The sequence below is a fragment of the Brevibacterium marinum genome (assembly GCF_011927955.1).
Taxonomy (GTDB): domain Bacteria; phylum Actinomycetota; class Actinomycetes; order Actinomycetales; family Brevibacteriaceae; genus Brevibacterium; species Brevibacterium marinum.
The window spans coordinates 2,688,614-2,706,177 of record NZ_JAATJN010000001.1; the positions used below are offsets into that span (position 1 = coordinate 2,688,614).

Genomic DNA, 17,564 nt, shown 5'->3' on the forward strand with positions numbered 1-17,564 from the left:
GTCCAGGTTCGTCTTCGCTAGACTGGAACCGTGATAAATCGTGATGACCTCGGCTCCTGGCTCGAGGGGCCCCGGATCGACAGAGAAGACGGCGACTGGCCCGGAAGGCGGTTGGGCCTGCCCGAGTCCGGTTCGCATTCGCTGGCACCCGCTTGGCGCAGGCTGCTGGGGCTCGTGGTCGATTGGTTCATGTGCTTGGCGATCGCGAACCTCATCGGCTCTTCGAACCCGTTCTTGGCTCCGGGCATCTTCGCTTTGGAGCACGTGCTTCTCGTGGCCACTCTCGGATACTCGGTCGGCCACCGGATCGTCGGTATCGAAGTCCGACGCCTCGACGGTCACGTGCCGGGTCTGCTGAAATCGCTCATCCGCACGCTCCTGGTCATCCTCGTCATCCCTGCGCTCATCTTCGATCGCGACAACCGCGGTCTGCACGATCTCGCTGCCGGCACCGTCATCCTCAGACGGTGAGAGAGTCGGCCCTGGCGCGTTACGACGCTGTCAGGCTGCGGCAGCGCGGTGATCTTCCGATGACCGCAAGCAGCGCCGGCCCGAAACAGGGGAGGGCACCGACTCACACGAGTCGGTGCCCTCCGCTTCTGAGTCGCGAGCTGAAGACCAGGCTGCCCCATTGCCAGGACACGCCGGAGAAGCAGCCGGCGTATCAGCGGCCGCGCATGGCCTTGTGGTTCGGTCGAGCCTTGTTCGGATCGATGCCTTTCGGGATCGGGGGACGCGTACTCTGTGTTCCCAGCGCCGCCAGACGGTTGCGGACGGCAAGCACCTCGGCCTTGTTGAGCTTGCGAGGAAGCTTCTGTACGGAGGGGACGACCTGCTTCATCGTCAGCTGACCGTCCTCTTTGCCCCCCTGGAAGGTGTGAACAGGCACATTGGGCAGAATGCGCTCGTGGCGCTTCTTCTCCTTGGCCAGCAGCTTCGCGCTGCGTCCCTTCGGGCCCTCGCTGAGCAGGACGACGCCGGAGCGACCGGTCGAGCGGAAGACGAGGTCACGGCTCTTCGGGTCGACCGCAATGGGCTGATCGTCCATGAGGTAGCCGCGCCGAGCCGTGTTGAGCACAGCGCCGAAGGCTCCGGGCTGTCCGTCCATCTGGGCGAAGGCAGCGGTTTCGGCGAAGCGACCGAGCATGAACATGCCCAGCAGCAGACCGACCATGAAGCCGAGGATCGTTGTGAAGACCGCTCCGCCGAACAGAAGCCCGGCCAACAGTCCCAGAATCGTGCAGCCGAGGACTGCCGCGGCCAGCAGCCAAGGCGTCGCCTTGTTGTGCTTGGCCGACAGCTCGTAGACCTGTTTCATCTGCGCCAGGCGACCCGGTTTCTTGTTCGGGTCCTTGGGCTTCCGGCGGAATAGTCCCTTGCGCGGTTCTTCGCTCATGCTCTCACTTGCTCTTGAATGGCGTCACGGCGTTGAGGCCGGGCCCCGAACGCTCTCATTGCTCAGCACTCAAGTCTACCTCTTCGCCGGGGCCGAAGGTATCCACAACGGCCTGAGCCTCCTGCTTGGCGGGTGTGTGCTTGTCAAGGTGGGTGAGATGGGCGGGAATCTCGTCCCCACGGTGACGCGTGGCCGTTGCCCACAGGCGTCCGGCACGGTAGGACGAGCGCACCAGCGGGCCCGACATGACGCCGAGGAAGCCGATCTCCTCCGCTGCGTCGCGCAGCATCACGAAATCGGCCGGTTTGACCCACCGGGTGACGGGATGGTGCCGGGGGGAGGGGCGCATGTACTGGTTGATCGTGATGAGGTCGCACCCGGCGTCGTGGAGGTCCTGCAATGTTGCGATGACCTCCTCATTCGTCTCGCCCATGCCCAGCATCAGGTTCGACTTCGTGATCAGTCCGGCGTCACGCGCCTGGGTGAGCACGGACAGGGAGCGCTCGTAGCGGAAGGCCGGGCGGATGCGTTTGAAGATCCGAGGGACCGTCTCGACATTGTGGGCCAGCACCTCCGGACGAGAGGAGAAGACCTCGGCCAGCTGATCGGGTTCGGCATTGAAGTCGGGGATGAGGAGTTCGACCCCTGTGCCGCTGCCGTCGGCGTAGTTGAGGTCGTGGATCTGACGCACGGTCTCCGCATACAGCCATGCACCGCCGTCGTCGAGGTCATCACGTGCCACACCGGTGATCGTCGAGTAGCGCAGGCCCATCTCGGCGACCGAGGCAGCAACGCGTCGCGGCTCGTCGGCATCGAAGTCAGCAGGCTTGCCGGTGTCGATCTGGCAGAAGTCACACCGTCTCGTGCACTGTTCGCCGCCGATGAGGAACGTGGCCTCGCGGTCTTCCCAACATTCGAAGATGTTGGGGCAGCCGGCTTCCTCACAGACCGTGTGCAGCTCCTGCTTGCGAACGAGTGACTTCAGCGAGGTGTATTCGGGGCCGATATGGGCTTTCGCCTTGATCCAGGCGGGCTTGTCCTCGATAGGGGTCTCTGAGTTCCGTGCCTCGACACGGAGCATGCGGCGGCCTTCTGGCGCTATGGTCACGTCAACTCTCCTAGGCTGTGATGCGGTCGTGCAGAATCTCGTCGAGACGGTTCGCGACATCCTCAGGTGTCACGTTCCGACCGAGTTCTGCACTCATGGTCGTGGTGTCGGCGTCTGCGATCCCGCAGGCGATGATGGATTCATAGGCACCGAGGTCGTTGCTGCAGTTCAGCGCGAGACCGTGCATGGTCACCCCTTCGTGGATGCGGATCCCGATCGCTCCGATCTTCCGATCGCGGAGGGTACCGTCACCGAGTACCCACACTCCGGCCCGTCCTTCGATGGTGGTGGCATCGATGTCGTATTCCGCGAGAAGCTCGATCATCGAATCTTCGAGCTGCGACACGAACAGTCTGACCTCTTTGGGGTCGTTGAGTCTGTACACGAGGTAGGCGACCAGTTGTCCGGGGCCGTGCCAGGTGATCTTCCCCCCGCGGTCGACATCGACGACTTCGGTGCCGTCGGTGGGCCGCTCATGGTCCTCAGTGCGTTTTCCAGCGGTGTACACCGGCGGGTGTTCGAGCAGGAGGATCGTCGAGCGACGACTCCCGGCGTGCACTTCTTCGTGATATCTCTTCTGCAAGTCCCAGGTTCGCAGGTAGTCCGAGAAGACCGGTGCGAAACCCAGCGTTTCTGTGACCAGAGGCATGCCTCCAGACTATGACTCTTGTGGCGGGGGTTCAATTTCATCGCGGATGACCCTCGACACCTTTCACACGCCTGAGACCATTGACTTGGAGTGACGCATCTAGCACTATTAAACACACACAAACACTATCGAAACGCATCGAAGATGCAGTTGTTTTCATCAATGGAGATGACAAAGAATGATGTGGCAATTCCAAGCGACCGTCTCGGATCACATTCATCGGCTCACCGGCGGACAGGGCGAGACACTGTGGGGAGTCGTCCATGACGGTTTTGATGCCGACCATCCGGAAGCTCTCGGCGAAGTCGATGTCGATCTTCCAAGTGGCCGAAGGTCCCTCCTATTGGTCAGGCCGTTTCCCGGCGGACTCATCCTCGATTCCGTGCGTTCGTATCAGGGCCTGATGGAAGGCGAGTTGACCACCCTGTTCCTCGGGATCTTCGACGAGCTGCTCAACAGCTCTGACGCCGCGTCCCGCCTCTGTCTCGATGGCATCGGTCTCACAGCTGACGGGCGACCCCGACTCATCCCGGGCATCAGGCGGAGGCTCGCATCCTCGACGCGTTCTGCACTCGGGGAGATGATGTACCACGCGGCCCACGGCCGACCGTGGGCGGAGAGCCTGTTGCCCGTTGATCTGGCGCTGCCACAGTGTTCCCGGCCGCTGCGGAGCCTTGTGGCGCAGCTGCTCGATGACACCGATGACGACTCACCCCTGCAGACGACCGTCGCCGAGGTATCGGTGTCCCTTCGCGCGACCGGAGCACCGAATGTCCTTCCGCTGCTGCCTGCCGAGCGCGACCTGGATCCGGGCCAGGCCTTGACAGCACGCCTGCGAGCAGCTGATCCGGGCGCGACCGGGAAGCGGGGACCAGGCGAGGGACCGGGGACACAGGCCGAACCGGGGACACCTGTGGGCTTGGAGAAACATGCGAATGCGGAGGCAGGCTCGAAGCCGGGGGAGCGGTCCGGTGAACCAAGCCGACTGCGGGAGGCCAGTCGTCGCGGGGCCCGCAGGCACCGCAGCCGCGACGCTGCGCGCGAGCCCGGCATCTCACGGGCCGTGACCATGGCACGGGCGCTGGGGGCTCGGGGGAGGGATCTGCTCCACCGTCATTCCTCGTCGAAGGGCCGGCCTCGGAAGTCGATGACCGGATTGCGTGTGGGTGTCCTTGTCGCAGTGTGCCTGACACTGCTGGGAGGTGCGGTGATGGTTCGTGCGTGGAGTTCGGAACCGGCGGCGTCGGTGGACACGGAGCAGAGGAGCCAGGTGGCCATGACGGACGAGGAGGCTGTGGCCCTGTTGGAGGATCTGTGCCAAAGACGATCGGCGGCGCTGAGTGACGGTGACGGACAGGAACTGAAGAAACTCACCGTTCCCGACTCCTCGGCCGCCGCCGCGGACGAGCTCCTCGACCTGCGGTCGTTCGTCGGCATCGAGTACTCGATCCACGTCGACGAGGCGAAGGTCCGGGAGCTCACCGACCGTCGCATCCTCATCGACGCTCAGATGTCTCGAAGCGCCACCGTCGGCGGTGAGGAATCGCAGTTCGCTCCCAAGAGCGTGCAGTTCGAGCTGGGCCGCGACGCCGCAGCCTGGAAGATCCTCGAGGTCACGGAGATCGACGGCTGAACGAGACGCACGCGGGGCCGGCCACAACAGTGACCGGCCCCGCGTGCGCCGCTGAGCCTGTGGGCTCCCGACCAAGACGTCAGACCTATGACTCAGAGGTCGAGGTCCGCCTCGAAGTTGCCCTCCTCCAAGCGCGCCTTGATCGTCTGCAGGAACCGCCCCGCATCGGCACCGTCGACCAGCTGATGGTTGTAGGTCAGTGGGAGGTAGACCATATCGCGGATGGCGATGGATTCCTCGCCGTCCTCGGTCTTGACCACGATGGGACGACGCACGATCGTGCCCGTGCCCAGAATGCCCATCTGCGGCTGGTTGATGATCGGGGTGTCGAACAGAGCACCCACCGAACCGATGTTGGTGATGGTGAACGTTCCGCCGGAGAGCTCATCGGGCATGATCTTATTGTTGCGGGTCCGATCTGCGACATCGTCGATGGACTTCGACAGCTCGGCGATGCTCAGGTCACCGGCGTCCTTGATCACGGGCACGAGGAGACCCCGCGGTGTGTCCACCGCGACGGCCAGGTGCTCACGATCGAAGTACGTGATCTCCTGAGAGTCCAAATCGTACTGTGCGTTGACCTTCGGGTGCTGCTTGAGCGCCTCGACGATCGCCTTTCCGAAGAACGGCAGGTAGGTCAGTTTCGAACCGTGCTTGGACTGGAAGGCCTCCTTGTTGGCCTTGCGCAGTTTCACCACTCGGGACATGTCGACCTCGATCACCTGAGTCAGCTGGGCCGACACTTCGAGGGACTCGGTCATCCGCTTGGCAATGGTCTGCCGGATGCGCGAAGCCTTCTCGGTCGTGCCGCGAAGCTTGGCGGCCTCCTCGGGGATCTCGAGCTTGAACGGCGCCTTCGACCCACCGGTGGCAGGAGCTGCGGAGCCGGACGAATCCGCTCCGCGGTTGGAGGCGGCCGCCACAACATCCTGCTTGCGGATGCGGCCACCCACACCGGTGCCGGTGATCGTGGAGAGGTCGACGCCCTCCTCGCGCGCCAGACGGCGCACCAGCGGAGTCACGTACGCGGCGTTCTCACCGACGGTGTCTGCCGCCGCGTTCGACGATCCGGAGCTCTCGGGCTTCGTCTCGGAAGACTTCGGAGCCTCCGGGGCGGCGGTGTCCTGCTTCGAGGGTTCGGCCTGAGCTTCGGCCTCGGCCTGCGCCGATTCGGCTCCAGCCTCGGGCTGACCCCCGACCGGGGCTCCTTCGGCCGGTGCCTCTTCGGACGTAGCTTCTTCGGCCGGTGCCTCTTCGGTCGCAGCCTCTTCTTCCTCTGGCTGTTCGGACGCTGCCTCTTCGGCCGGCGCTGAATCGGACGATCCCGAATCGGAAGAGGCAGGCGCCCCGGAGCCGACGCGTGCAAGCGGTTCGCCGACCTCGACGGTATCGTCTTCTTCGGCCAGATGGGCCTGCACGGTGCCGGCCACGGGGGAGGGCACCTCGGTGTCGACCTTATCGGTTGAGACCTCGAGGAGAGGCTCGTCGACCTCGACCTCTTCGCCGACGTCCTTGAGCCAGCGGGTGACGGTGCCCTCGGTCACGGACTCGCCGAGAGCGGGCATCGTGATCTCTGTGCCTTCTCCCTCGGAACCCGACGTGGCCGGTGCTTCGGACGTTGAATCATCTGCGGAGCCCGAGGATGCCTCCTCGGTTTCCTCGGCCGCTGCGGGCTCGGCTTCCTCAGCCGCCTCGGAGGGCTCTTCTTCGGCGGCGGCTTGGTCGTCACCGGTGTCCGCAGAATCGGAGTCTGCAGAATCGGAGTCTGCAGAATCGGACCCGCTGCCGTCGCCGACGTAGGCCAGATCTCCACCGACTTCGACGACATCGTCTTCGTCGGCCAGAATCTTCTCCAGCACACCCGCGTAGGGGCTGGGGATCTCCGTGTCGACCTTATCGGTCGACACCTCGAGCAAGGGCTCGTCTACTTCGATTTCTTCGCCGACGGATTTCAGCCAGCGAGTGACTGTTCCTTCGGTCACCGACTCACCGAGAGCCGGCATCTGCACGGAATTCGACATGTCTTTCGTCTCCTCGGATCTTAAGAGTGGAAGTGCAGGGGTTTGCCGGCGAGAGCCAGGTGGGCCTCGCCGATTGCTTCATTCTGCGTCGGGTGAGCGTGAATGAGTTGCGCAACTTCCTCTGGGAAGGCCTCCCAGTTGACGATCAGTTGGGCTTCACCGGCCTGTTCGCTCAGTCGAGCGCCGATGCCGTGGACGCCGACGACGGGTCCTTCCTTCTCTCGAATGACCTTGATCAGGCCACTGGTGTTGAGAATGACGGACTTGCCGTTTCCACCCAGGTTGTATTCGAGGGATTCGACGTTGTCGGCTCCGTACTGTTCTTCAGCCTGCGTGGCCGAGAGTCCGACCGAGAAGATCTCGGGTTCGCAGTAGGTCACGCGTGGGATGCCGGACTCCAGGACGGGAGCCGGATTGAGTCCTGCGATCTCTTCTGCGATGAAGATCCCCTGGCCGAAGGCCCGATGGGCCAGCTGCAGTCCGGGAACGATGTCGCCGCAGGCGTAGATGTTTCCGACACCGGTGTGCAGGCGCTCGTTGGCGAGGACGAATCCCCGATCCATCGGGATGCCCTGTTCTTCGAAGCCGAGCCCGTCAGTGACCGGGCCGCGGCCGACGGCGACGAGGAGGTACTCGGCTTCGAGGACCGAACCGTCTTCGAGTGTGACCTTGACTCCGTCAGCGGTCTCCTCGACACCCTTGAACATGGTGCCGAGCTTGAAGCCGATCTTGCGCTTCTTGAACGCCCGTTCCAGGTTCTTCGAGATCGTTTCGTCCTCGTTGGCCACGAGGTGCTTGAGCCCCTCGACGATGGTGACCTCGGCACCGAATGACGACCACACGCTGGCGAACTCGACACCGATCACACCGCCGCCGAGGACGATCGCGGAGCCTGGCACCTTGTCGAGCTCAAGAGCCTCGGTGCTCGTGATGACCCGGTCGGTGACGTCGAGGCCGATCATCTTCGACGTCGAACCGGTCGATAGGAGGACGTTGGTGCCGGTGACGCTGTGCGTGCCGTCTTCGCCCTCGACCTCGACCGTGTCCTTGCCGGCGAGCTTGCCGGTGCCGAAGTAGGTGTCGATCCCGCGAGCCTTGACCAAACCCTGCAGGCCCTTGTAGTTACGGGAGATCACATTGTTCTTGTAGTCGAGGACCTTCTCGATGTCGATGCCTTTGAACTCGACGTCGATGCCGAAGGTCCCCGAGTCCTTCGCAGCATCGGCAACCTCTGCGGCATGCAGCAGCGCCTTCGTGGGAACACAACCGCGGTGCAAGCATGTGCCGCCAACCTTGTCGCGTTCGATCAAAGCAACCTTCATGTCGAGCTCTGCAGCGCGCAGAGCCGCGGCATAGCCGCCGGTTCCGCCACCCAGGACGACAAGGTCGTAGGTCAATGAGTCACTCACGGATTACTCCTCGTAGCTGTGAATAAGCCTGCCGTACGCAGCTTTCCTTCTATCTTTCCACTTTTCTCGCCAGGGGCGAAAGCACACACTGTCTGTTTGGACACAGGTGTGGATGATCACGTCCACATCGACAGCGTGTAGAAATTGGGGTGTCAGTTCACCTGCTTCGCTGCTTGGATCAATGTCCGGACGGCCGCTCCGGTCGCGGCCACCTGTGTATACCCGAAGGCGGAGCCGGTGTTGAAGCTTGGCCCCGCGATGTCGATGTGCGCCCAGTTGGCGTCGTCACTGACGAACTCCCGCAGGAACGCTCCCGCTGCGAGCATGCCGCCGGGACGGGGACCGGAGTTCTTGAGGTCTGCGGCGTTCGAGTCGAAGCCGGAGAGCATCTCCTCGGGAATGGGCATCGCCCACATCTCTTCTCCGGCCTCCGTCGCCGAGGCGGTGACGAGGCTGCGTGCTGTCTCAGCACCCATCACTCCGGAAGTGCGATTACCCAAGGCCACAACCTGCGCTCCTGTCAGGGTGGCGACATCGATGAGCAGGTCGGGGTTCTCCGCATCTGCGTCCGCCAGCGCATCCGCGAGGACCAAGCGACCCTCGGCGTCGGTGTTCGTGACTTCGACCGTCTTGCCGCTGCGCATGTGCAGCACATCGCTGGGCCTCTGCGCCGATGAACCCGGCATGTTCTCGGCCAGCGGCAGCCATGCCGTTGCCCGCACCGGCAGACCCAGGTCAGCGATTGCGAACAGCGACTGGACCACTGCCGCTGCTCCTGCCATGTCGGACTTCATGTCCTCCATGCTTGCCGCCGGCTTCAGCGAGATGCCGCCGGAGTCGAAGGTGATTCCCTTGCCGACGAGGCTGACGTGGCGGTCGGCGCCCTTGGGGCTGTATTCGACCTTGACCAGACGGGGCCCGCGGGTGGAGCCCTGACCGACGCCGATGATGCCACCGTATCCGCCGGACTGCAGTTCCTTCTCGCCGAGGACGGTGACCTTGAGCCTGCGCTCCTTGCCCTGCTCCTTCACGCGCTGCGCGAATGACTCCGGATACAGGTCGAGTGGTGGAGTGTTGACGAGGTCGCGGGCACGGTTCGTCGCGGATGCGATGACCGCACCGGTCGCGTGTGCCTTCGAGTGCGCCTTGCCCTTGGGTCCGAGGACGGTCACCGCTCCGGGCACCGTGTCCTCGTCCTGACTGCGGTATTCGACGAAGCGGTAGGCACCCAGTCCGGCACCGACGGTGACGGCTTCGACAGCCTCGGCGCTGGTCGCGGGCAGGGCCACAGCGATCGTGTCCACACCGTCGAGGGCGCGCAGGGCGCTGCCGGCTGCCCGGCGCAGGACCTCATGTGTCTGGGCCGCCTCTTCGGTGCCGTGCGGCGTGGGGTCGAACGATCCGAGGCCGACCAGGAGGATACTCTTGGCCGAGAAGCCCTTCGGGGCGCCGACACGCGCCGTGGATCCGGCCTTCCCGGTGAATCCGATGGCGTCGGCCACATCGTCGAGTGCGGCGCGAGCGGCTTTCGCGGTGTCAAGGCCGAGGACCTTGCCCTCGGAGACGCCCAACACCAGAACGGAAGCGGTGGCTTTCACGGGTGAGGTCGAAGCGTAGCCTGTGGGCGTGGATGCACTGCTGGGCATATATTCCCTTTCATCGTCTTTGAACGTTGAATCGATCCTAATGCCATTTCAGGGGCGATGGATAAACGTTCGCGATTGACCGGTGCGATGGGACATGAATTCCCGAGGTCATCACACTGCCCCGTCCACCGGTCATGCTCCGAGCTGACATATTCTTGATGCTGTGTACTCACTTATCTTCAGACTCGTTTTTGCCCCCATGGACGCCGAACGGGCACATCATCTGTCGTTCACGGCGCTGAGAATCCTCGATGCGATCCCCGGACTGGGACGACTGCTCCGCCTGGTGTTCGCCCGCGGCACACGCGATGAGGTGGATGTGCTCGGACTGCGGTTTCCGAACCGGCTCGGCCTCGCCGCCGGTTTCGACAAGAACGGGGAGGGGATTCGGGCCCTGTCTGCGATGGGCTTCGGGCACATCGAGGTCGGGACGATCACCGCTCACGCTCAGCCGGGAAACGACCGACCGCGGCTGTTTCGCCTCCGAGACAATGTCGCGCTGCTCAATCGAATGGGGTTCAACAACCAGGGCGCACGCCAGGCCGCCTTCAACATCGACGGGCAGCGGAAGTCTCTGACCTCGTTGACGGAGTCGCAGCGACCGATCGTCGGGATCAACATCGGCAAGACCAAGGTCGTCGATGCGGCCGATGCCGTCGAGGACTATGCGAGCTCGGCACGATTCCTCGCGCCTCTGGCCGATTATCTCGTCATCAATGTCAGCTCGCCGAATACGCCCGGTCTGCGTGATCTGCAGTCCGTGTCGAGTCTGGCCCCCATCATCGAGGCCGTGCGCGCTGCCGCCGCCGAGGTGGTTCCCAGTCCGCGTTCCACGCTCGGGCATGTGCCGCTGCTGGTCAAGATCGCTCCAGACCTCAATGACGACGACGTCATCGGGATCTGCAACTTGGCGGTGAGCTCGGGAGTCGACGGCCTCATCACCACCAACACCACGATCGACCGGAACGTGTTGACCGGCAGTGAGGCGGAATTCGCCCGCAGCCAGGCCGGAGGCATCTCGGGTCGCCCCCTGGCCGAGCGTTCACTCGAAGTCCTTCGCCTGGTCAAGGCCACCATCGGCGAGGAGCTCAGCATCATCTCGGTCGGCGGAATCTGCGAGCCCAACGACATCAGCGCCCGACTTGCGGCGGGCGCTGATCTGGTTCAAGCCTATTCGGAGATGATCTACTCCGGACCGTTCTGGCCCGGGCGCATCATCCGGACCGGCCGCGCGAGGTCTCTGCTGACTCGGCGCTGAGCCGACTCGGCGCTGACTCGGCGCGAGTTCACTCCGGGTACTGGCGCCGTTTGACCTGTGGCTTCGGCATGCGCAACGGGCGGATCTGGATGCTGCGCATGATCGCGTAGAACGCCAGACCCCGTTCGACGCTTCCGAACTTGGCCCTGAGCCGCCCCTTGAGGATGTAGTTGACGATGATTCCGTCGAGGATGACCAAGGCGAGCAGGCCCCAGACCGCAAAGGTGAAGTACTGCTGGATCTGCACCGACTGGGTGAAGGCGACGACGAGGATCAGGATCGCGGCCGGGATGAAGAGCTCACCGATCGAGAACCGGGCATCGATGTAGTTGCGGACGTAGCGGCGCTGCGGCCCCTTGTCCCGTCGGGTGAGGTACTGCTCCTCGCCGTTCATCATGCCGATGCGGGCACGGTCGCGGTCCTTGCGCGTCTGTTCCTTGGCCTTCTGGTTCGCGACCTTGCGATCCTTCGACACCAGTGGTCGTCTGCGCACCGATTCCTGTTGGCTGCGTTTGGGCGTCGGCCGTCCTTTCTTCTGTTCCGCCTCGCGCTGCGAGGCAGCGTCGGGACGTGAATCGTCGTCGTTCACCGGCTGATTGTCGGAGGATTGTGCATCCTCATGAGATTTCTTGCTTCCGAACACCTAATGAATACTACCTTTGGAGAATGAGCGAATCGACTTCAGCACTTGACAGTGCACAACTGCATACCGAACTCGACACCATTTTCGACGAGGTCGTCGAGCACCTGACCGAGTTGGTCGCGATCCCCTCGGTCGCTTGGCCCAGCTTCGATCCGGCGAATGTCCGTGCCAGCGCCGAGGCAGTTGCCGGCTTCGCCCGCGACCTCGGACTCGACGTCGACATCCTCACCGCAGCGCAGGAGGACGGCACCGACGGCTACCCGGCCGTGGTCGCCTCGGTTCCCGCACCCAGGGGAGCTCCCACGGTGCTCCTCTACGCCCACCATGATGTGCAGCCACCCGGCCGCCCCGAGGACTGGAACACGGAACCCTTCGTGGCGACGCGGTCGGACGACCGCCTGTTCGGGCGCGGCGCCGCCGATGACAAAGCCGGCATCATGGTCCACCTCACCGCACTGCGCCTCCTGAGCGACCGCCTCGGCGTGGGCGTGACGCTCTTCATCGAGGGCGAGGAGGAGGCCGGCAGCCCGAGCTTCCGCAACTTCCTCGACACCTACCGGGACAGGCTGGCCGCCGACGTCATCGTTGTCGCCGATTCGGGCAACTGGGCGGCCGGCACTCCGGCGCTGACTACGAGCCTGCGCGGCATGTGCGCCGTCGAATTCGAGGTCTCGACACTCGATCACGCGGTGCACTCCGGGATGTACGGCGGCATCGTGCCCGATGCGATGCTCGCGATGACTCGGGTGTTGAGCAGCCTCCACGACGAGAACGGATCCGTGGCCGTCAGCGGCCTGCAATCACGGTCGGACAGTGAGATCGACTACGACGAGACGACGATCCGCTCCGACTCCGGCGTTCTCGATTCGACCGCGCTCATCGGTTCGGGATCGTTGGCCTCCCGCCTGTGGACACAGCCCTCGATCACAATGATCGGGCTCGACATCCCGGACGTCGACGTGTCCTCGAACACCCTCCAGTCGAGTCTGAGGGCGAAGCTGTCGATCCGCCTCGCTCCCGGGGACACACCGGACGATGCCGTCGAAGCCGTCGAAGAGCATCTGCGGAAGAATCTGCCGTTCGGCGCCACCCTGAGCATCGGCGACACCGAGGGCGGCAGCCCGTGGCAAGCCGATATGGACGATCCTGTCGTTCAGACGGCACGTCGTGCCCTCACCGACGCGTGGGGGCAGGAGTCGGTGACCATGGGCATCGGCGGCTCGATTCCATTCATCGCCGACCTGTTGGAAGTCTTCCCACAGGCTTCGATCCTGGTCACCGGGGTCGAGGACCCTGACGCGAGGGCGCACAGTGCGAATGAATCGCTCTACCTGCCCGACTTCAAGTCTGCGATCGTCGCGGAAGCACTGCTGCTGCAGAGCCTGGCCGGCGCCTGATTCTCGGACTCGTAAGAGCCGATCGGGAATAGGTTCAGCCCATCTGCTGTTGTCGGCGGTGTAGCCTTGAGGCAGGACCGTATTAAGGAGTAACCATGACTGTGACGAACGAAGCGATGGCCACGCACGAGGTCGAACTGTCCAGCACGGCGGCGGACAAGGTGCGCAGCCTGCTGCAGCAGGAGGGCCGTGATGACCTGCGTCTGCGTGTGGCCGTGCAGCCCGGCGGCTGCTCCGGTCTCATCTACCAGCTGTACTTCGACGAACGTCAGCTCGACGGTGACGCAGTGCGCGACTTCGATGGCGTCGAGGTCATCGTCGACCGGATGAGCGTGCCCTACCTCGGCGGATCGACCATCGACTTCGCCGACACCATCGAAAAGCAGGGCTTCACGATCGACAACCCGAACGCCGGTGGATCCTGCGCGTGCGGCGACTCGTTCCACTGAAGTCCGCCCGCTGAAACAGACCTGAAAGTCACTGAGATGGACCTGGAGGATCTGCGTGCTGTGTCGTACACGGCCACGCAGCCCCAGGTCCTCTCTTCGTATCGGGCCGGACTGTTCCCGATGGGCATCGGCAGCGGTGGCACCGGACGAATGGGTTGGTGGGCACCTCGACGACGCGGTGTCCTGCTGCCGGGCGATATCAGAGTCACCAAGAGTCTGCGCAAATCGATGCGCCGCTTCGACTACAGCATCGACACGGATTTCGAGCAGGTCATTCGCGCCTGCGCGGACCCCAGCAGGCCAGGCAGCTGGATCACCGAGGACATGATCGGGCTCTATCTCGGACTTCACGCAGACGGTTGGGCGCATTCGGTGGAAGTCCGATCACAGGGCGACCTCGTCGGAGGGCTCTACGGGGTCGCCATGGGATCGCTCTTCGCGGGTGAGTCGATGTTCCACAATCAGAGAGACGCGTCGAAGGCGGCACTCGTCCACCTCGTCTCGCTCTTCGACGACCCTCCACCGGCGAACACCACCACTCGGGCTGCGACGCCGATCGGTTCGAGTGATCCCACCTCGGCAGACGCTCGGCAGGAGGCCCCGGACTGGCTGATCGACACACAGTGGCAGACCTCACATCTGGCCAGTCTCGGCGTGTCGGAGATCAGTGGTCTCGAGTACGCTGCCCGGCTTGATTCCGCTCTCCGCGGCGATCATTGTCAGGTATTTCTCAACAAATGATCATTCGCATGTGAATTTCTACCGCTTGTAGCGGTACTCTGGGGAGTGACAAAGTAAGAATTCGTCCTACGGGCCCCGTAGGACGAAGAAGGTTGTGAAAGGCTGCACGTGGATTCTCCGAATCAGGCAGGACCGGGAAGGTCCTGGGCGAAGCGGCTCGGCACTCTGGGCGCCGTCGCTGTACTGGCGTTGCTGTCCGGCTGCACGAAAGAGCAGGTCTCCACAGGATTCTTCCCCGCCGAATCAAAGGGCGCCACCAACCACACAGAGGCGTATACCTCGCTGTGGAACGGTGCATGGATCGCCCTGCTGATCGTGGGGCTGATCGTGTGGGGGCTCATTCTGTGGTCGATGGTCGCCTACCGCCGCCGCAAGAACGATCGCGGACTGCCTGTGCAGCTGCGCTACAGTATGCCCATCGAAATCCTGTTCACCGTCACTCCTGTCATCCTGGTCCTCGGATTCTTCTTCCAGAGCGTCCAGGTCATGGAGCAGACGACCGACGACACCACACCGGGTGATCAGGTCATCGAAGTCGGCGCCAAACAGTGGGCATGGGACTTCAACTACGTCAATCAAGATGTGTACTTCGCTGGAACACAGGTCCACCTCAACGGCAGCGAGGAGCCGGGGGAGAAGGCACCGACCCTCTACCTCCCCGTCGACACCGACCTCGAGATCAAACTGCATTCACGCGATGTCATCCACTCGTTCTGGGTGCCCGCATTCCTCGAGAAGCGCGACATGATTCCTGGTCACGACCAGAGTCTGCATCTGCGCGCGGAGAAGGAAGGCGAGTACGTGGGCAAGTGCGCCGAGCTCTGCGGTGAATACCACTCCGAGATGCTCTTCAATGTGAAGGTCGTCTCCCAGGAGGAGTTCGAGGACTACACCCAGTCACTCGCCGACCAAGGCAACACCGGTCAGCTCGGTCCTGAGTACGATCGCAACTGGTACCCGAAAGAAGGTGCTGAAAAATGACCGCAACGATGAATCAGTCGGCCCTTGACGCCCCGGTCGTTCCGCGGAGCAAGGGAAAGATCATCGTCGACTGGATCACGTCGACCGACCATAAGACGATCGGGTACCTGTACCTCATCGCGTCGTTCATCTTCTTCTGTGTCGGCGGCGTCATGGCGCTCATCATCCGTCTCGAGCTCTTCGACCCGGGCATGCAGATCATTGAGACCAAGGAGCAGTACAACCAGCTGTTCACGATGCACGGCACTCTGATGCTGCTGATGTTTGCGACTCCTCTGTTCGCCGGTTTCGCCAACGTCATCATGCCTCTGCAGATCGGTGCCCCGGACGTGGCATTCCCACGTCTGAATGCCTTCGCCTTCTGGATGTTCCTCTTCGGCTCGCTCATCGCCCTCTCCGGCTTCCTCACTCCTCAGGGTGCGGCGTCGTTCGGTTGGACTGCGTACGCGCCGCTGAGCAATACGACGTTCACACCGGGTGCCGGCGGCAACCTCTGGGTTCTCGGCTTGGCCCTGCAGGGAATCGGAACGATCCTCGGTTCGGTCAACTTCATCACCACCGTGATCACGATGCGTGCCCCTGGTATGACCATGTTCCGGATGCCCATCTTCACCTGGAACGTGCTCATCACCGGCATTCTGGTCCTCATGGCCTTCCAGCCCCTCGCGGCGGCTCTGCTCGTCCTGGGATCGGACCGAATACTGGGATCGCATGTATTCAGCCCCGGCAATGGGGGACCGATCCTCTGGCAGCACTTGTTCTGGTTCTTCGGTCACCCTGAGGTCTATGTCATCGCCCTGCCGTTCTTCGGCATCGTCACCGAGATCTTCCCTGTCTTCAGCCGGAAGCCGGTCTTCGGCTACAAGGAGCTGGTCTTCGCTACGATTGCGATCGCCGCCCTGTCCGTAACAGTGTGGGCTCACCACATGTACGTCACCGGTGTCGTCGCTCTTCCGTTCTTCGCGTTCATGACGATGTTGATCGCCATTCCGACGGGAGTGAAGTTCTTCAACTGGATCGGCACGATGTGGCGAGGGTCGATCACTTTCGAGACCCCGATGGTCTGGTCCCTCGGCTTCCTCGTCACCTTCCTGTTCGGCGGTCTCACCGGTGTCATCTTGGCCAGCCCCGCACTTGATATGCAGGTCTCCGACACCTACTTCGTCGTTGCGCACTTCCACTACGTGGTCTTCGGCACCGTCGTGTTCGCGATGTTCGCCGGTTTCTACTTCTGGTGGCCGAAGTGGACCGGAAGGATGCTCAACGAGAAGCTCGGACACATCCACTTCTGGATGCTGTTCATCGGCTTCCATGGCACTTTCCTCGTTCAGCACTGGTTGGGTGTCGATGGTATGCCGCGTCGTTACGCGGACTACCTGCCGCAGGATGGCTTCACCTGGATGAACCAGGTCTCCACGGTCGGCGCAATGATCCTGGGTCTGTCGATGGTTCCGTTCTTCTGGAACGTGTGGATCACGGCTCGCAATGCACCGAAGGTCACAGTCGATGATCCGTGGGGCTATGGCGGTTCTCTGGAATGGGCGACTTCCTGCCCACCTCCCCGCCACAACTTCACCTCTCTGCCTCGCATCCGCTCGGAGCGTCCGGCGTTCGACGTGAACCATCCGGAGCTGCTCGAATACGCCGGGCATGGCACCGCTGAACCGCAACTCGCCGGAGGTAACGTCAAGTGAAGTCATCGATCACCCTGTTCCTGGTCAATGCCGTGTTCTTCGTCGTCGTGGCGTTCATCTACGGTCTCTACACGGAGTTCACCGAGATGGTCGGATTCCCTGCGCTGCTTCTCACCGGCTTCATGTCCGGCATGATCGGCGTCTACCTGTGGCTGACCGACCGTCGCGTCGGTCGCCAGCCTCAGGATGCTGAATATGCCGAGATCTCCGATGCCGATGCCGACTACGGTTTCTTCAGCCCGTGGAGCTGGTGGCCGATTGCATGTGCCGGAGCGGCCGCAGTGTCGTTCTACGGAATTGCCATGGGATGGTGGATCTTCCCCTTCGGTGCTCTTCTCGGGCTCGTCGCCCTCGTCGGCCTCGCCTTCGAACACGACCGTGGGGACCACGCCCACTGATCCGCGGAGAAGCTGAGGCTTCCACCAGATAACAGACCGCTGGCCCGTACTCATCTGAGTCCGGGCCAGCGGTCTATTCATGCGCGATGTCGTTGCGGAGTCTCATCGGTCGTCTCGGCTTCGGACACTGGTGCAGGGCCT

16 protein-coding genes are annotated in these 17,564 nt (G+C 63.1%); 9 read left to right on the top strand and 7 right to left on the bottom strand.

Annotated elements, in window-relative coordinates; all coding sequences use genetic code 11:
• Window positions 1-30: 30 nt before the first annotated feature.
• Complete coding sequence (locus BKA07_RS11910) at window positions 31-471, top strand: RDD family protein (protein ID WP_167951072.1); 441 nt, start codon at window positions 31-33, stop codon at window positions 469-471.
• Between the two features lie 193 nt (window positions 472-664).
• Here BKA07_RS11910 and BKA07_RS11915 read toward each other — a convergent pair whose 3' ends face one another.
• From BKA07_RS11915 to lipB, 3 genes are read right to left on the bottom strand one after another with little or no spacing between them, the layout of a single operon-like run.
• Window positions 665-1,396 (bottom strand): DUF4191 domain-containing protein, encoded by a 732-nt coding sequence (locus BKA07_RS11915; protein WP_167951073.1) that lies wholly within the window; start codon window positions 1,394-1,396, stop codon window positions 665-667.
• A gap of 55 nt (window positions 1,397-1,451) precedes the next feature.
• Window positions 1,452-2,504, bottom strand: coding sequence for a lipoyl synthase (lipA, locus tag BKA07_RS11920; protein WP_167951074.1), 1,053 nt, complete (start codon window positions 2,502-2,504; stop codon window positions 1,452-1,454).
• Window positions 2,505-2,514: 10 nt separating this feature from the next.
• Window positions 2,515-3,153, bottom strand: coding sequence for a lipoyl(octanoyl) transferase LipB (gene lipB, locus BKA07_RS11925; protein WP_167951075.1), 639 nt, complete (start codon window positions 3,151-3,153; stop codon window positions 2,515-2,517).
• A gap of 178 nt (window positions 3,154-3,331) precedes the next feature.
• Here lipB and BKA07_RS11930 point away from each other — a divergent pair, with 178 nt between their 5' ends.
• Window positions 3,332-4,786, top strand: coding sequence for a hypothetical protein (locus BKA07_RS11930; protein WP_167951076.1), 1,455 nt, complete (start codon window positions 3,332-3,334; stop codon window positions 4,784-4,786).
• Between the two features lie 92 nt (window positions 4,787-4,878).
• On the opposite strand, the gene sucB is transcribed toward BKA07_RS11930, so the two are convergent.
• The 3 genes from sucB to BKA07_RS11945 all read right to left on the bottom strand — a co-directional run bounded on the left by sucB (window position 4,879) and on the right by BKA07_RS11945 (window position 9,862).
• Window positions 4,879-6,807, bottom strand: coding sequence for a 2-oxoglutarate dehydrogenase, E2 component, dihydrolipoamide succinyltransferase (gene sucB, locus BKA07_RS11935; RefSeq protein WP_167951077.1), 1,929 nt, complete (start codon window positions 6,805-6,807; stop codon window positions 4,879-4,881).
• Between the two features lie 20 nt (window positions 6,808-6,827).
• Window positions 6,828-8,216: a dihydrolipoyl dehydrogenase gene (gene lpdA / locus BKA07_RS11940; protein WP_167951078.1), complete on the bottom strand. Its 1,389-nt coding sequence runs from the start codon at window positions 8,214-8,216 to the stop codon at window positions 6,828-6,830.
• Window positions 8,217-8,368: 152 nt separating this feature from the next.
• Window positions 8,369-9,862 (bottom strand): leucyl aminopeptidase, encoded by a 1,494-nt coding sequence (locus BKA07_RS11945; protein ID WP_167951079.1) that lies wholly within the window; start codon window positions 9,860-9,862, stop codon window positions 8,369-8,371.
• A 163-nt stretch (window positions 9,863-10,025) separates the two neighbouring features.
• On the opposite strand from BKA07_RS11945, the gene BKA07_RS11950 reads away from it, so the two are divergent.
• Window positions 10,026-11,120, top strand: coding sequence for a quinone-dependent dihydroorotate dehydrogenase (locus BKA07_RS11950; protein ID WP_167951080.1), 1,095 nt, complete (start codon window positions 10,026-10,028; stop codon window positions 11,118-11,120).
• A gap of 28 nt (window positions 11,121-11,148) precedes the next feature.
• On the opposite strand, the gene BKA07_RS11955 is transcribed toward BKA07_RS11950, so the two are convergent.
• Window positions 11,149-11,709, bottom strand: a complete 561-nt coding sequence (locus BKA07_RS11955; RefSeq protein WP_342449047.1) for a DUF3043 domain-containing protein — start codon at window positions 11,707-11,709, stop codon at window positions 11,149-11,151.
• A gap of 77 nt (window positions 11,710-11,786) precedes the next feature.
• Between BKA07_RS11955 and BKA07_RS11960 the strand changes: the two genes are divergently transcribed.
• The 6 genes from BKA07_RS11960 (at window position 11,787) to ctaF (ending at window position 17,423) form a co-directional block, all read left to right on the top strand.
• Window positions 11,787-13,160 carry a dipeptidase gene (locus tag BKA07_RS11960; RefSeq protein WP_167951082.1) on the top strand — a complete coding sequence of 458 codons (1,374 nt, stop codon included), beginning with the start codon at window positions 11,787-11,789 and terminating at the stop codon, window positions 13,158-13,160.
• 95 nt (window positions 13,161-13,255) lie between these two features.
• Window positions 13,256-13,609, top strand: a complete 354-nt coding sequence (locus BKA07_RS11965; protein WP_101618722.1) for a HesB/IscA family protein — start codon at window positions 13,256-13,258, stop codon at window positions 13,607-13,609.
• A 36-nt stretch (window positions 13,610-13,645) separates the two neighbouring features.
• Window positions 13,646-14,350, top strand: coding sequence for a leucyl/phenylalanyl-tRNA--protein transferase (locus BKA07_RS11970; RefSeq protein WP_167951083.1), 705 nt, complete (start codon window positions 13,646-13,648; stop codon window positions 14,348-14,350).
• Window positions 14,351-14,458: 108 nt separating this feature from the next.
• Window positions 14,459-15,331 (top strand): aa3-type cytochrome oxidase subunit II, encoded by an 873-nt coding sequence (ctaC, locus tag BKA07_RS11975; protein ID WP_167951084.1) that lies wholly within the window; start codon window positions 14,459-14,461, stop codon window positions 15,329-15,331.
• Entirely contained in the window at window positions 15,328-17,025 is a 1,698-nt protein-coding gene (ctaD, locus tag BKA07_RS11980; RefSeq protein ID WP_167951085.1) for an aa3-type cytochrome oxidase subunit I, read from the top strand. The genes ctaC and ctaD overlap by 4 nt, the downstream gene beginning before the upstream one ends.
• On the top strand, window positions 17,022-17,423 hold the full coding sequence (gene ctaF, locus BKA07_RS11985) for an aa3-type cytochrome oxidase subunit IV (protein ID WP_167951086.1): 402 nt from the start codon (window positions 17,022-17,024) through the stop codon (window positions 17,421-17,423). Before ctaD ends, ctaF begins: the two co-directional genes overlap by 4 nt.
• Window positions 17,424-17,564 lie beyond the last annotated feature (141 nt).

Coding starts and splice junctions, on each gene's coding strand:
- BKA07_RS11930 (WP_167951076.1), top strand. CDS start 3,332: ATGATGTGGCAATTCCAAGCGACCGTCTCGGATCACATTCATCGGCTC.
- BKA07_RS11945 (WP_167951079.1), bottom strand. CDS start 9,862: ATGCCCAGCAGTGCATCCACGCCCACAGGCTACGCTTCGACCTCACCC.
- BKA07_RS11965 (WP_101618722.1), top strand. CDS start 13,256: ATGACTGTGACGAACGAAGCGATGGCCACGCACGAGGTCGAACTGTCC.
- BKA07_RS11915 (WP_167951073.1), bottom strand. CDS start 1,396: ATGAGCGAAGAACCGCGCAAGGGACTATTCCGCCGGAAGCCCAAGGAC.
- BKA07_RS11960 (WP_167951082.1), top strand. CDS start 11,787: ATGAGCGAATCGACTTCAGCACTTGACAGTGCACAACTGCATACCGAA.
- lipB (WP_167951075.1), bottom strand. CDS start 3,153: ATGCCTCTGGTCACAGAAACGCTGGGTTTCGCACCGGTCTTCTCGGAC.
- BKA07_RS11970 (WP_167951083.1), top strand. CDS start 13,646: ATGGACCTGGAGGATCTGCGTGCTGTGTCGTACACGGCCACGCAGCCC.
- ctaD (WP_167951085.1), top strand. CDS start 15,328: ATGACCGCAACGATGAATCAGTCGGCCCTTGACGCCCCGGTCGTTCCG.
- sucB (WP_167951077.1), bottom strand. CDS start 6,807: ATGTCGAATTCCGTGCAGATGCCGGCTCTCGGTGAGTCGGTGACCGAA.